Origin of the sequence: Rapidithrix thailandica (assembly GCF_039710355.1) — a bacterium.
GTDB classification, from domain to species: domain Bacteria; phylum Bacteroidota; class Bacteroidia; order Cytophagales; family Flammeovirgaceae; genus Rapidithrix; species Rapidithrix thailandica.
In genome coordinates, this window is sequence record NZ_JBDKWZ010000004.1 from 276,446 (window position 1) to 291,936 (window position 15,491).

Annotated in this window: 7 protein-coding genes; all 7 read left to right on the top strand. The window is 43.7% G+C overall.

All coding sequences use genetic code 11. The features are described 5' to 3' along the window. Positions 1 to 150 precede the first annotated feature (150 nt). Entirely contained in the window at positions 151 to 3,579 is a 3,429-nt protein-coding gene (locus AAG747_RS08835; RefSeq protein ID WP_346820795.1) for a SusC/RagA family TonB-linked outer membrane protein, read from the top strand. A gap of 12 nt (positions 3,580 to 3,591) precedes the next feature. Continuing rightward, the gene (locus AAG747_RS08840; RefSeq protein ID WP_346820796.1) at positions 3,592 to 5,376 is read left to right on the top strand and encodes a RagB/SusD family nutrient uptake outer membrane protein; all 1,785 of its coding nucleotides are present in this window, start codon (positions 3,592 to 3,594) and stop codon (positions 5,374 to 5,376) included. Positions 5,377 to 5,456: 80 nt separating this feature from the next. After that, entirely contained in the window at positions 5,457 to 6,128 is a 672-nt protein-coding gene (locus AAG747_RS08845; protein WP_346820797.1) for a DUF3823 domain-containing protein, read from the top strand. A gap of 205 nt (positions 6,129 to 6,333) precedes the next feature. After that, positions 6,334 to 8,169, top strand: a complete 1,836-nt coding sequence (locus AAG747_RS08850) for a glycoside hydrolase family 2 protein (protein WP_346820798.1) — start codon at positions 6,334 to 6,336, stop codon at positions 8,167 to 8,169. A gap of 10 nt (positions 8,170 to 8,179) precedes the next feature. Further along, positions 8,180 to 9,367 (top strand): aldose epimerase family protein, encoded by a 1,188-nt coding sequence (locus AAG747_RS08855; RefSeq protein WP_346820799.1) that lies wholly within the window; start codon positions 8,180 to 8,182, stop codon positions 9,365 to 9,367. Between the two features lie 378 nt (positions 9,368 to 9,745). Continuing rightward, positions 9,746 to 11,656: a hypothetical protein gene (locus AAG747_RS08860; protein ID WP_346820800.1), complete on the top strand. Its 1,911-nt coding sequence runs from the start codon at positions 9,746 to 9,748 to the stop codon at positions 11,654 to 11,656. A gap of 515 nt (positions 11,657 to 12,171) precedes the next feature. Then, complete coding sequence (locus tag AAG747_RS08865) at positions 12,172 to 14,505, top strand: alpha-L-rhamnosidase-related protein (RefSeq protein ID WP_346820801.1); 2,334 nt, start codon at positions 12,172 to 12,174, stop codon at positions 14,503 to 14,505. Positions 14,506 to 15,491: the final 986 nt, after the last annotated feature.

Below are 15,491 nucleotides of genomic sequence, written 5' to 3' on the forward strand. Positions count from 1 at the left end.
AAACACAAGTTAAAAAAGCCGGCTATGTCAATAACCGACCTTCCTGCTTTTTTAAAATTCTGACCACTCGCAATCATTTGGCCGTGAGTGGAGTAGGTCGGAATTTAACTGACTATTCATGATAATCTCTTATCATAAAGACTTAAAGATATGAAATGGAAATTACTAAGACAAATAGTTATTATGTCTCGATACGCCTTGTGTGGTTTGTTATTGCAGCTCTTTCTGTACGGTTTTTTGCTGGCAAAAGAAGGGAATGCCCAGGAGTATAAAAGGTTGGAGAACATTTATCTTTCTCTGGAAGTACAAGATATGCCTTTAAAAAAGGTGTTTCATAAAATTTCTTTACAAACCAATCTGTACTTCACTTATAACCGCGACTTGGTGAAGGACGATCAAAAAGTCAGTATTGACATCGGGTACTGTTCTTTGGACCAGTTGTTGGGCCGTTTGTCCGGAAAGTACCATTTGGGGTTTAAGCGCATTAATGAAAATATTTTTGTCAGAAAACTTCCGCAAAACCAATATCCCGTGGAAGATATGACCGGACGCAAACTAGAGAAAGTAAGGGTGAGCGGTACGGTAACGTCAGAGGAAGGAGGTGAACCCCTGCCCGGTGTGAGCATTTTGGTGAAGGGGACTTCTCTGGGTACGACTACAGATGTTAATGGGCAATACAATATTCAGGTGGAAGTAGGGCTGGTCTTGCAATTTAGCTTTATCGGATATGTCACCCAGGAGCTTAGCATAGGCACACAAACGGTTATTGATTTGGAAATGGTACCGGATGTCTCTCAGTTAGAGGAAGTTGTAGTCGTAGGGTATGGTGCCTTGAAAAAGGAGTCGATAACCGGTTCGGTGGTTAGAGTAAACAAAGAGTTGTTACGGAAAAGTACGGCTCCGAATGTTTCCACCGCATTGATTGGCAAGATGGCTGGCATTACCTCCCGCCATACGGATGGGCGGCCGGGAAGTGCTACTTCCATCCAAATCCGCAATATGGGCACCCCTTTGTATGTGATTGATGGCATTCAAAAAGACGAAGAACAGTTTAATAACCTGGATGTCAATGATATCGAATCGGTAACGGTTTTGAAAGACGCTTCAGCGGCTATTTACGGAATTAAAGCGTCTAATGGTGTCGTACTGGTGACGACAAAACGGGGCAAGAGAGGAGAAGAAAATCAGGTGAACATCAATATATATACCGGAGTACAAGCATGGACTCGTTTTCCGAAATTTGCCAATGCCGCTCAATATGTGGAGGGGCAAATTGAATCGGACCTCAACCGCTTTGGAGAAACCAATTGGACACCCGAAGACTTGGGTAAATGGCGTGAAGGGACCGAGGAGGGTTATCGGGGGTTTGACTGGTACGATTTCGGAGTGAATCGTCTGGCTCCGATGACACATGCAAACCTCAACACCAGCGGAGGCTCCGAAAAAATCAATTACTACCTCAGTGCCAGTTATGTAAACCAAGAGGGATCTTTTGAAGGTTTTAATTTTAAGCGCTTTAATATTCAAAATAACATTAGTGGGGAAATAGTCAATCGGCTGACCATCGGTACGCAAATCAATGCCCGGGTGGAAACCCGCAAAAATCCAGGACTGCCATGGTTTGACGATCTTACCTTTCCCTTGTGGGCCCTGTTTAGAAATCGTCCTACCGAACGGCCTTTTGCCAATGATAATCCTGAGTACCCTGCTGACAATGGTCCCCGTACGGCTTTTAATTATGCCTTGATGAGCTATGAAAAGTCCGGGTATTTAAAAAATAGGTGGCGGGTATTTCATGGCAACCTGAATGCCGAATACATACTCCCCTTAGACGGACTAAAAGTCAAAACACTGTATTCGTATTATTTTGCTCAACAGCATGCAGACGTACATGAATATGCCTACGATGCCTATACCTATGACCGGGAAAATGATGTGTATAACCGGACCGGTGGGAATGACAACCCCTATCGCGATCGGGATGTGCAGTACATCGAAGAAAATATGTTGCAAAGTCAGTTGAATTATGACAAAGCTTTTGGGAAACATGCTGTGAGTGCCGTAGTCGCTTTTGAAATGACCGAGCGGCAAGAACCGGGCTTTTGGATAAGGGCGAATCCTGCTTCCAAATACCTCGATCTCATTAAAACCGATGAATTTCAGGAAATACAAGACCGCTATACCGAATCCGCTCGAATGGGTTTTGCTGCCAGGTTCAACTATAACTTCTCCGATAAATACATCCTGGAAATTGCAGGCCGTTATGATGGCTCCTGGAAGTTTCCCAAAGGCAAGCGTTGGGGACTATTTCCATCCCTGTCTGTCGGGTACCGTATGTCCGAAGAAGTGTTTTTTAAAGAGGCACTAGGACGTGTTATTTCTGACTTGAAACTCAGGGCTTCTATAGGAAAGCTGGGAGATGACAATGTAGGTATTGGCAACTTTGATTATATCCCCGGATATAACTATGGACAGGGAATGGCTATTTTTGATGGGAGAACCGTGACGGGTATTCAAGCCCGGGGTTTGCCGGTTACCGGGGTGTCTTGGATCGAAACAATCAATATGAATATCGGACTCGACTTCTCTTTGTGGGAGGGCAAACTCTCCGGCTCTATTGATTATTTTAAACGCAAACGGGAAGGCTTGACTGCCGTGCGCAATGACGTGGTCATCCCCAATGAAATCGGTATTTCCTTGCCGAAGGAAAACTTGGAATCCGATATGAATACGGGTTTTGATGCGGCTTTGAATTATACTCACCACTTTGCTGAGTTTAAGTATTCGATAGGTGCCAACTTTACCTTAGCCCGGCATAAATTTTTGGAGGTGTACAAACCGCGTTTCGGAAGTTCCTGGCATCATTACCGGAACGGAACCGAAGACCGTTGGACCAATATCAATTGGGGGTATGAATCGATCGGTCAGTTCCAATCACAGGAAGAAATCAACAACTATCCGGTGGATGTGGATGGCAAAGGGAATTCTACCTTGTTGCCGGGGGATATCATTTATAAAGATCACAATAATGATGGAATCATTAACACACTGGATCAGCGGCCTATCGGTTATGGAGCGGGGCTGCCATTGATCAATTTTGGCATCAATCTGGGCGCCGAATGGAAGGGATTTGATGTGTCCGTGTTACTTCAAGGTGCGGGCAAGTACCAGGTGACTCTCAACAGCGAAATGCGACAGCCTTTTCTGGGAGGGGGGAATGTTCCCGTAGAATTGATGGATCGCTGGCATCGCAAAGATTTGTTTGATCCGAACAGTGCTTGGGTTGCCGGTAAGTACCCTTCTATCCGACAAGACGGTTTGCCGAGCAATAACCGCCACTCGGATTTTTGGTTGAAAAATGTCAATTACCTGCGATTGAGGACATTGGAGTTGGGTTATACCTTCTCTAAAAAGTACTTGGAAAAAGTCAAACTGGAAAAAGTCCGGGTATATGCCAACGGTTTTAATCTGCTCACCTTGGATAACCTCAAAGTGCTTGACCCGGAAGTAAGTGCCGGAAACGGGCGTATGTATCCACAATCCGTAGCAGTCAACCTGGGCGTGAACTTAACTTTTTAACCGGAAGAAATCATGAAAAAAATCATATTGCTAGTAAGCTTTATTTCGATAAGTATTTCTCAAAGTTGTAATTGGCTTGACCGTGAAGCGCAAGATGTCCTTACAGAAGAAGTGGTATGGAGAGATAAGTCTCTGGCTTTAGGCGTGCTGGCTAATTTATATGACCGTTTGCCCACCGGAGATTTTGACCAGGAAGTGATGCAACGGAGCGGAGAAGCCATGTGGAGTGGTAGTGGTGACGGCCTGAACCGGATAAAGGAGATTCCCCTGGATTGGTTTTCTTATTGGGACTATGGTCTGGTGCGAGATATTAATCTTTTTATTGAAAATGTAGAAAAATCCACTTTCCCGGAAAGTGATAAAGTGCATTTGGCCGCTGAGGGGCGCTTTTTAAGGGTGTTTGTGTATTTCGAATTGGTAAAGCGCATGGGAGGTGTTCCACTGATCCTGCAGTCTTACAGTTATGATTATTCGGGAAATATGGACTACCTGCAATTTCCCAGGGCCAAGGAGGAAGAGGTATACGACTTTATCCAACAGGAATTGTCAATCCTTCACCAGGATTTGCCCGATAGCCCTACTGAAAAGCAACGCGCTACCAAATGGGCTGCTCTGGCTTTGCAAAGCCGGGCCATGTTATATGCCGCTTCTTTGAGCAAATACAATCCGCAAATGGCAATTCCGGTTACCTTGGAGAATGGTGAGGTAGGAATTCCGTCAGCCAAGAGTCCGGAATATTACCAACGGGCTTTGGAGGCGGCACAGCAAATCATTGAAAGTGGTCAATACCAGTTGCATCCGGATTTTTACGATCTTTTTATGCGGAAGAATGGCAACACGGAAATGATTTTTTGCGAAGACTTTTTGCTGCCTACCAAACGCAATTGGTTTACTTTTCAAAACTCTACTCCCAGTGCCAAAGAAGATAATGATGAAGGGGGCAATCTTACTCCGGTATTGGAGCTCGTGGAGGCTTTTGATTACCTGAATGGAGAAGCCGGGGAGGTGAAAATCCGGGAAAGCAACGGAGAACCGGTATATTTTGATCATCCGGAAGATTTGTTTATGCATAAAGATAAACGTTTTGCCGCTACCATTGTCTATCCGGGTTTGGACTTCCGGGGCAAAACGGCCAGTATCCAGGCCGGATTGATCAAGTGGAATACGGCAACGTCAACATATGATACGTTGCGCAGTGATCAATTGGGAGCAAAAGATGAGGAGGGAAATCTACTGTTAGGCTGGGATGGACCTAATAATAATGTAAATATTACCAACACCGGATTTTACTTGCGAAAGTTTGTCTCGGATGATCCGGGGGCAGGACAGCGCTCTACCTTGGCCGATAACTGGTGGCCTGTATTCCGGTATGGGGAAGTATTGCTCAATGCGGCCGAAGCGGCCTATGAACTAAATCAGGATGGACTGGCCCTGGAATACATCAACCAGCTGCGGGAACGGGCAGGATTTGGCCCCGGTAGTTATTCCTATATCGACAGAAACTTGATTCGCAAAGAAAGAAGGATAGAACTGGCTTTCGAAGGGCACCGGTACTATGATTTGCGCAGGTGGCGTATGGCCGATCAGGTATTTGACGGAGCATCACACCCTCATGCTTTATACCCTTTTCAAATCCTTCATCCGGGAGCTCCTTTCCACAAAAAATATGTGTATGTGAAGCTGACTCCGCCCCGCTTGTATGAAAGCAGGAAATTTACTCGGGAAAATTACTATTCAAGTATCCCGCAAGGTGCTTTGAATAATAACCCGAAGTTGGTGAAAAATCCCGGGCATTAAAAACAATGGGCTACGGCTTGGCCTCAAAGAAAGTACCGAGTGACAAATCTTATTGTTTAATAGGAAAATACGATTGAAATATGAAACAAATCCATCTCTATATATTGCTCTGCTTGGTTGGGCTGTCTGGAGCTTGTGCATACGATAATTATGACGAACCTGCTTCTGTCTTGACCGGACAATTGTTGTATGAGGGAAAACCGGTGGGGGTGAAAAATGCGGAAATTACCCTGGATGTGTATGAGCCGGGATGGCCGTTCCGGGAAGCTATCCCGGTAAATGTAAACCAGGACGGTACCTTTTCCGCCCAATTGTTTGAGAGTCAATACAAAATTGTTCGAAGAAAGGATGTAGGAGCCTTTGTCAATGATTTGGATACTACCGAAGTGATTGTGCACAGCCATACGGTTCAAGACATTGAGGTGCTGCCTTTCTTTTTTATCGAGGAACCTCAATATACAGTGAATACCGGAATCCTGAATGCCTCCTTTCATGTGGAGCAACCGGTGACAGGTAAAGAACTGGAAAGCATAGAAGTGTATGTGTCGACTACCCGGTTTTGCGATGCGGAAAATAATCAACTCCGCTTTGTATTACTGGCAGAAGAGGTAGAGAACCTGGAAGCGGTTACGATAGAAGGGGAGTTAGGAGAGTTAAGCAATCGCGAATATGTTTTTGTAAGAATAGGGGTCAAATCCCTGAGCCAAACGGCTCGCAACTATTCGCTGGTACGTAAAATCCATTTGCCATAATGTGTTGGGTTGACAATGAATGAAGGTTGTTTTTGCCCCTTAGCCTCTGGGGGGAATTGGAGGGAATTAAGTTTAAAGGATAGCGAAACAGACACCTGATGATTAAAGCTTTCATTCGGAATAGGAAATTAATGTTGCAATGTTTTGAAGAAAGAGGTTTTAATGAAGAATGTGAATTCATATTTGTTTTTAAATATTATATACAATGCTTAGAATTAGTTATTTAACTTGTTTTTTAACCTTGTTTTTTTTCAACTTGTTTGCGCAAGATTGGCAACCGGTGAAGGGCGGTCTAATGACCTCCTGGGCCGAAAACGTAAATCCCGGACAAGTCCATCGGGAATACCCCCGGCCTCAAATGCAACGGGCAACATGGCAAAACCTGAACGGCCTCTGGGAGTATGCTATAAAAGAAAAGGGAGCCTCGCAACCGGACGGTTATGAAGGTAAGATTTTGGTGCCTTTTCCGGTAGAATCAGCCCTTTCCGGAGTGAAAAAGACTGTAGGGAAGGAACAGTTGCTTTGGTACCGGAGACAGTTTAAAGTCAATGCGAAATCCAAGGGAAAGCGTGTGCTTTTGCACTTTGGTGCGGTAGATTGGCAAGCTACCGTATATGTCAATGGTCAGCAAATCGGTGTGCATGAAGGAGGCTATGATCCGTTTTCGTTTGATATCACAGAGGCGTTGCAGGGCAAGGGCTTACAAGAATTAGTGGTGTCGGTGTGGGATCCTACCGATGATGGACCGCAACCCCGGGGAAAACAAATTAATAAACCGCATGCTATCTGGTATACGCCGGTGAGTGGTATTTGGCAGACCGTATGGCTGGAAACCGTTCCGGAAACGTACATCCATTTGCTGAAAAATACTCCGGATCTCGACCAACAACGCCTGCACATACAGTCGGTCGTGATGAATGTTCAACCTGGTGATCAACTTCAAGTACAAGTAGTAGACCAGGGAAAAGTCCTTTCTACTCATAGTGGTCCTGCCGGAATGCCGCTCTCAGTTTATTTGGAAAACCCGGAGCTGTGGTCTCCAAACAATCCTTATTTATACGATTTGAAAATCAGTTTGAAAAGGGGAAAGCAAACGATCGATGCGGTGGAGAGCTATTTTGCCATGCGTAAAATTAGTATGGAGCCCGATGAAAACGGAATACAACGGATGATGTTGAACAATGAGTTTGTCTTCCAATATGGCCCTTTGGATCAGGGTTGGTGGCCGGATGGATTGTATACTGCACCTTCGGAGGAAGCTTTGGTATATGATATCCAAAAGACTAAAGAAATGGGGTTTAATATGATCCGGAAACATGTGAAAGTAGAACCGGCCCGTTGGTATTACCATTGCGACAAACTGGGGATGCTGGTATGGCAAGATATGCCCAGTGGAGATATGGGGGGAAATCATTGGAGCCAACGACCCGGGGTGACAGACGGGACCGAAAGAAGCAGAACACCTGAATCCGAAGCGATTTTCCGCACGGAGTGGAAAGCTATCATGGATGCTTTTCATAACTTCCCTTCCATTGTGGTATGGGTGCCCTTTAACGAAGCCTGGGGACAGTTTAAAACTGTGGAAGTAACCGAATGGACCATGCAATATGATCCCAGCCGCTTGGTGAACAGTGCCAGTGGCGGAAACTTTTACCCGGTAGGGCATATCTTGGATTTGCATAACTATCCGGATCCTGCTATGCCCAGACCCCGTCTGTTTGGCAAAGAACAAATCCTGGTGTTGGGGGAATTTGGTGGTTTGGGTTTGCCCATAGAAAACCATACTTGGCAGAAAAAGGACAATTGGGGATATCAAAGTTTTAAAAATGCAGATGATCTGTTGGGACGGTATCAAAAGTTGATGGAAGCCTTAAAACCGTTGATCACCCAAGGGCTTTCGGCAGCCATTTATACCCAAACGACCGATGTGGAAGCCGAAGTCAATGGCTTAATTACTTATGATCGCAAAAAAATCAAAATGGATACTGAACAATTAAAACAGCTCCATTTACAGTTGTATAAGATCTTTCCTGTAAATTAAAGAATGACCTATGAAATTTCGATTCAAACAATTCGTGTATTTCTGTGGAATCGTAGGAATAGGATTGGCTTGCCAGCAAAGGCAAGCCAATCAACAGGAAAAAGAAGAAAAATCTCCTTCCGATTATCCACAAGTCGAACAGGAATCCTTTGGGACGATAGAAGGTAAAGAAGTGACCTTGTTTACTTTGCAAAATAGTCAGGGAATGAAAGTGAAAATCACCAATTACGGTGGAATCATCTCCCAGCTCTGGGTACCGGATAAGGAAGGGCAGTTAGAGGATGTTGTGTTAGGGTTTGACCATCTGGAGGATTACTTAAAAGGCTCGCCATATTTCGGTGCTATTGTTGGCCGCTATGGCAACCGGATTGCCAAGGGGCAATTTGAGTTGGATGGAGAACTGTATTCTTTGGCTACCAATGACGGCAGCAATCATTTGCACGGAGGAAAAAAAGGCTTTGATAAAGTCTTATGGGATGCAGAATACCTGGTGGATGAAAAAAATGTAAAGCTATTGCTTTCTTATCATAGTATTGACGGTGAAGAAGGTTATCCGGGGAATCTGTCGGTCAAAGTAGTTTATACCTTAACGGATGAAAATGCCTTGAAAATTGAGTACTATGCCACAACAGATAAGAAAACCATCGTCAACCTGACCAATCATTCGTACTTTAACCTGAAAGGAGCCGGCAAGGGCGATATTCTGGAACACCAACTGACGATTTATGCCTCGAAGTTCAGTCCGGTCAATCAGGAATTGATACCTACCGGAGAGTTGCAACCGGTGGAGGGTACAGCATTTGACTTCCGGAAGGCCGTTGCAGTTGGAGCGAGAATTCAGAAGGAAGACACCCAATTAAAATTTGGCCGGGGCTATGACCATAACTTTGTGTTGAACCGGACAGGGGAACAGCTGTTCGAGGCTGCCACAGTAGTGGAGCCTGTATCAGGACGTAAAATGCAAGTCTTTACTTCCGAGCCGGGTGTCCAGTTTTATTCGGGAAACTTTTTGGACGGAAGCCTGACCGGTAAAGACCAACGTGTTTACGAACACCGCTATGGCTTTTGTTTGGAAACGCAACATTTTCCGGATACTCCGAATCAACCCGGTTTTCCCTCTGTAATTTTAGAGCCCGGTCAAACATATCAATCCACAACGGTTTATAAGTTTTCTCTTGCAAATGAAAACAAAAAGTAAAAATAAGAATCAAATCTACCGGCTTGGTTGGAGGGGCGATACTTCGGACATCAGGCCTTTTAATAGCACAAGACAGCCAAACCGGTCGGTGGAAAAGCCAGGCAAAGGATCCGTTTTTACTGTTTTCCACTCTCACTGCCTTATTTGTCATCCGGTATTCATCCTTCATGAAGACGTGTTGAAAATGAAGAGCCGTTAGCAGATGAAATAAGTATAAAACAAAATAATAAGACATACACAATGTATTATAGGTTAAGAATAGTTTACAGTTTAATTTTTTTCTCTTTCTTTATTCAAGGGGCATATGCGCAAGTGCTAGAATTGATCCCAAAGGATAAGGGGTATCAGGTTGTGCTTAAAAATCATGGAAAAAACTTAATGTACGCTCCGGAAGAAGGGCTTTGGTCAATTGCTACACAATGGCGGCAAAATTGGCCGACAGCTTGGCAACATGCCCAAGCCACTGAAATAGAACAAAATGATGAATGGCTAATAGTAAAAGGGAAATTACTACTCCCGCAAGGGGAATGGAACTTACGGGATGCTTACCGCCAGGAAGAGGGCCGGGTGAAATGCATCAGGCGTTTTGAATGGAAAGGGAAAGAAACCTTGGAAAATATTACCTTATCCGTTCGTTGGAAAGTCCCATCCCGAGAGGTAGAAGCCTTTTTACCCGGAATTCTTTACTATGGCAACCCCTCCGGTGAAAAAAACGGCCGCCATAAAGTACCTGTTTTTCATGGAAGGAAAGGGGAGGAAGCATTATTTGAAGAACACCGTTTTCCTATGCCTTTTGCCAATTTGGAATGGGAGGAAAAGGAGCAATACTATGGAGCGGCTTTGCATAGTTTGCCTAGCCCGGTGTATGGAGGAAATCATTTTGACCAGTGGTGGTCGATGGGGGTGAAGGCGTATGAAACCGATACCGAACTGCGTTTGCTCTCCGGGCCCGTTACCTACAATGGACAAAAAAGCGTAGCTAAAGCGCTACAACAGAGAGCTATGCCCTATGGAGAAACGTATATAAGAATGAAACCCGGAACAGTGATTGAAAAAACTTTTTACTTGGAAGCTTTTCCCTCAAAAGCTCAAGGAACAGCTTTTCAACGCCCTTTGTATACTTCTATCAACCTCTTTAAACCTTTTTATGCAGAGACCTTTCCTACCGTTGATGAAATCATCAAAACCAAATACCGCTTTACTAAAGCTAGATGGGTGGAGGGTGAAAACTATGCCGGGTATAATATGTATCCCGGTTTTGCCAAACCACGCATTGTTTTAGGGTGGGCCGGTCAGTCGGAAGCCCCTCTTTACGCTTTACAAGTATTACAAGAAGAATTACAAGATGAGGCGATCTGGAAGAAAGTACAGAGTGCTATGGATCATATTTGCACCAGCCCTATTAGTGAGAAAGGTTTTCCCGTTAGGTATGAGTTACAGGAAAATCAATGGCATAGCCCGGACCCGGTCTCAGAAGGACAAGCGATGAATAACATTGCATTAGCAATCCGCACCGCTAGAAAAAATCAGCAATTGAATACGAAAAACTGGGAGACGTTTTTACAAAAGGCCTGTGAAGTACATGCCCAACGGTTGTTGTCAGAGGACTGGCATCCTCGCAATACAGCCGAAGCCTTTTATATTTCTCCTTTGCTTCTGGCTGCGGATCTTTTTAAGAATGCAAGCTACCAGAAGGCAGCCCTGAAAGCAGCAGACTATTATGCAAAGCGTCATCTGAATATGGAAGAACCCTATTGGGGAGGGACCTTAGATGCCACCTGCGAAGACAAAGAAGGCGCCTGGGGGGCGTTTCAAGGATTTTTAGCCGCTTATGAAGCTACCCGGCAACCTCAATATTTGCAATGGGCCCAACATGCTTGTGATGTAGTATTGAGTTATACGGTAGTGTGGGATATTCCTTTACCAGCTGGAAGAATGGCTGATCATCACTTTAAAACCCGGGGCTGGACTGGTGTTTCCCCCCAGAATCAACACTTGGATGTGTATGGGGTCTTATATACTCCTGCAATTTACAGAATGGGTGAACTTACCGGTAATCAAGCCTTGAAAAAACTGGCCCAAGTCATGTTTAGGACTTGTGGGCAAATGATCGACCCTTATGGCTCTCAAGGAGAACAACTTCAACAAACCAATTTTGCCCAACATGGCGATATGTCTGATATCTACAAACTACGGGGGGGGTATTCCGAGTCTTGGACGGTGTATTGGATCACTGCACATTTTTTGCATGCCGCAGCCCAGTTTAAAGAGATGGGGGTGGAGTTTTAAACTGGCTCTTAAAATTAAAGGTAAGGATGGGCCTAGCTCCTTAAGTTGACAGTTGTGTACGCTTCATTGAGCCTGTTTTTCAAAATGTACAGTAGGGTAAAAATGTGATGGCCGGATTATGTATAAAACCATAGCACCGAGCTATCAACCTGTCTTCAATGCTGGAAGAACTCTACCATAGAGGGAAGTGATGTCAGGCGGATCCTTAGCCTGAAGCCACTTCCCTCTATGAATTTGACAGTATTCAGTAAGAGGTGCAACTGATAAGCCTCTGTCGGAGTAACTCTAGGTGACAAATACCACTTGAAACATGGTGGGCTGCTTCTACATGGACGGGGGTACGGATCATCTCTTTCCATTTGTATGTAGTGAAAGATGAATATCTTCCCTTATATTAGCGGAAGTTGTACTTTTTGGGAAGGAGTGTTTCAGGTTTTACAACCGGGAGAAAATTGGCTTGGGACAACTTCGGACAGATTTTCGAATAACAGAACACTATTGAAATGAATGTATCTATGAAATATCTTTATCTGTTAAAACTACCTATCATCATTCTATTCATGCTTATTTCATGCCAGGCTGACACCGTACAAGTTGGTGAGCAGAAATTAACCCTTTCAAATACTGAAAAAGAAAATAACCTCGAACCTTGGAAAGCAAAGTGGATTTCTACGGTAGACAAGTTAGATTCAGTAAATGCCTGGACCATGTTTCAGAAAAGTATTCGTTTGGAAGAGGTACCCCCTAAGCCCCTATTTTCCAAAATTGCTGTAGATTCTAAATATTGGTTATGGATAAATAAGCAACTTGTGGTGTTTGAAGGAGGGTTAAAACGTGGCCCAAAACCCAATGGCACATACTATGATGAAGTGGATCTCTCTCCCTACCTGAAAAAAGGAGAAAATCAAATAAATGTGCTGGTTTGGTTTTTTGGTAAAGAGGGGTTTTCTCACAAAAATAGTGGGAAGAGCGGGTTGCTATTTGAAGTCCAAAAGCTCCCCGCTCTTTCTTCAAACGACTCTTGGAAAGCTTGGAAGCAGGGCGGTTTTGGTCATACTCAAGAACCTCACCCAAATTATAGATTAGCTGAATCCAATATTTATTTTGATGCCAGAAAAGGGAGTTTGGATTTGACAAACTCTGTTGCCCTAGGGGCCAACAATGCCCTGGAAATTGGGCGAGCAGGCGATTCGCCTTGGGGTGAGTTAACGGCCAGGCCGATACCCCAATGGAAAGACTTTGGCGTAAAAAACTACATTAACACCAAAGATTTTCCTTTTACTTCAAAAGGGGATACCCTCACCATGCACTTGCCTTACAATGCTCACATCACTCCCTTTTTGAAAGTGAAAGCGAAGGCAGGCCAATTGATATCTATCCAAACCGATAATTATATGGGGGGGAGTAATCCTAATGTGAGGGCTGAATATGTAACCAAAGACGGAGAACAAGAATATGAGAGTCTGGGCTGGATGAATGGGCATGAAGTACATTATCATATTCCCGAAGGGATAGAGGTACTCGACCTAAAGTATCGGGAGACAGGTTATGATACGGATTTTAACGGGGTTTTTTATTGCGATATTCCTTTCTATAACAGATTATGGGAAAAATCCCTTCGCACATTATATGTCACCATGCGGGATACATATATGGATTGTCCGGATAGAGAAAGAGCGCAATGGTGGGGAGACTTGGTGTTGGAAAGCGGGGAGTCTTTTTATGCTTTGTCCCCCAGTAGTCACCTGTTAACTAAAAAGGGTATCTTGGAATTGGTGAATTGGCAGCGGCATGATTCTACCTTATATTCGCCAGTCCCCGCAGGAAATTGGGATAGAGAGCTCCCAACTCAAATGTTATCCAGTATAGGTAAATATGGTTTTTGGAATTACTATCTCCATACAGGGGATCGTCAAACTATAAAAGAGGCATATCCAGCAGTACAACGATATCTCAGTTTATGGAAGTTAAATGATCAAGGCACCTTGGTCTTAAGACAAGGTGGGTGGACTTGGGGAGATTGGGGAAGTAATAAGGACATGGAGCTATTGTATAATACCCAATACTATATGGCCCTTGAAGCTTATGCACTTATGAGCCAATTGTTAGGAGAAAAGGAAACCTTCGATGCCCTTCAGCTTAAAATGGAGTTGTTTAAGAAGAATTTTAATAAGGTTTTTTGGACAGGTGCTGCTTACAGGTCTCCTCAATATAAAGGGGCAACCGATGACCGGTCTCAAGGATTAGCTGTAGTGGCAGGTTTAGCCGGGGAAGAGACGTTTCAGCATATTTTACGAATCTTACAAAAAGAAAAACATGCAAGCCCATATATGGAAAAATATGTATTGGAAGCCCTGTTTCAAATGGGATATCCGGAGCAAGCTTTAAACCGGATGAAAGAAAGGTTTGCCGAAATGGTGCATAATACACAATATACGACCTTATGGGAAGGTTGGGGAATAGGGGCTGAAGGCTTTGGAGGGGGAACGACCAATCATGCCTGGAGTGGGGGAGGCTTAACGCTTTTATCGCAATATGTAGCGGGGGTTAGTCCGCTTGAAGCGGGGTATCGTGTTTTTCAAATAAAGCCCCAGCTTGGTTTTCTGACCCATATAAAAGCAACGGTACCGACGGTAAAAGGAAAAATCGTATTGCAAATTGATAAAGATTCTGCATTCAAAATGGATTTAACTGTACCTGTGGGTACAAAAGCAATCGTACATATCCCAAATGCATTTCCTAAGATTAACATTGACGGTGTAAAGATTCAGGGGGTGGGTCAAGCAGATAGTTGGGTAGTGGAAATCCAAGAAGGCAGTCATCAAATTTTGGCAAAAAAATCAGAATAAATACCTTTTTTTAAATCAATTCGGCTTATTCGTACTTTGCTCTTAGAGCAAGTTTAATATTGATTCCAATTTTGAGGAGAACTCTCTTTGTCCCTAAGTTGAAATTTAACTATGTCCTAAACTGTTTTTTTTCTATAGAAGAGAAATAAATAAGCCGTGTCATACCGGAGGTTGCCAGTTTATTCAGGCAGCCTCTATTTCTATACAACTGTAATAATCAAAATAGCAAGTGCTTTGCCAGCTCAGGCACAAACACAGATCCGAATCGAATATTTTTTTACCCCGCAGTCAAAGCGGGTACCCATCTGACCATACACACCTTCATGGATTGAATTTCAAAGCCGGATTGTCTCTGGGTATAGCCTTGGGTTGTGAAAAAAATTCAGGGTATGGGCAGGAGTGAAATGCCATAAAATCAAGGGTATAGGATGTTTGGTAAGGGGGGATTCCTGTTCTTAATTCGGCAAATAAATAATTGTTGACTGCGCTTCGATGAGGAAATATTCTAACATAAAAGTACTATCTCTACTAAGTGTTTACAGCTTAATAACACTTTTTAATACTGTCCCCTATACACATCCTTCTCCTGATACACGTTTCCATGTATCAGGAAAGCATCTCTCACATGAAGAGCATGAGCATCCCCAACCAAAAGGAGATTCATCTCAAAAAAAAATAGTTAATTCACTTCATTGACATACTAGTGCCCACTGGCAAGGGGATTGAGTATAAGACGGGTGTGCTTAAATATGGAAAGGTAAAGTACGAATGGATGACTGATCAGAGGCTGCTTTATTTTGATTTTCATAGGGAAGTAAAACAAAGAGTGAAACCCAAACAAACTGCTATACCATAGCTTATTCTAAATAATGTGACCGGCACTCTATTAGCGCCATTTGAAGGGACTCATGGTTGGTACATTTGAAACGATTCCTAAGAGCCTATCACTGTAACACTGAGATTAAAAAGGGGAATATACACTTTAA

What these genes read in the sequence shown, in the direction of transcription:
- AAG747_RS08855 (WP_346820799.1), top strand. Translation starts at nt 8,180, where the DNA reads ATGAAATTTCGATTCAAACAATTCGTGTATTTCTGTGGAATCGTAGGA.
- AAG747_RS08860 (WP_346820800.1), top strand. Translation starts at nt 9,746, where the DNA reads ATGTACGCTCCGGAAGAAGGGCTTTGGTCAATTGCTACACAATGGCGG.
- AAG747_RS08850 (WP_346820798.1), top strand. Translation starts at nt 6,334, where the DNA reads ATGCTTAGAATTAGTTATTTAACTTGTTTTTTAACCTTGTTTTTTTTC.
- AAG747_RS08865 (WP_346820801.1), top strand. Translation starts at nt 12,172, where the DNA reads ATGAAATATCTTTATCTGTTAAAACTACCTATCATCATTCTATTCATG.
- AAG747_RS08840 (WP_346820796.1), top strand. Translation starts at nt 3,592, where the DNA reads ATGAAAAAAATCATATTGCTAGTAAGCTTTATTTCGATAAGTATTTCT.
- AAG747_RS08835 (WP_346820795.1), top strand. Translation starts at nt 151, where the DNA reads ATGAAATGGAAATTACTAAGACAAATAGTTATTATGTCTCGATACGCC.
- AAG747_RS08845 (WP_346820797.1), top strand. Translation starts at nt 5,457, where the DNA reads ATGAAACAAATCCATCTCTATATATTGCTCTGCTTGGTTGGGCTGTCT.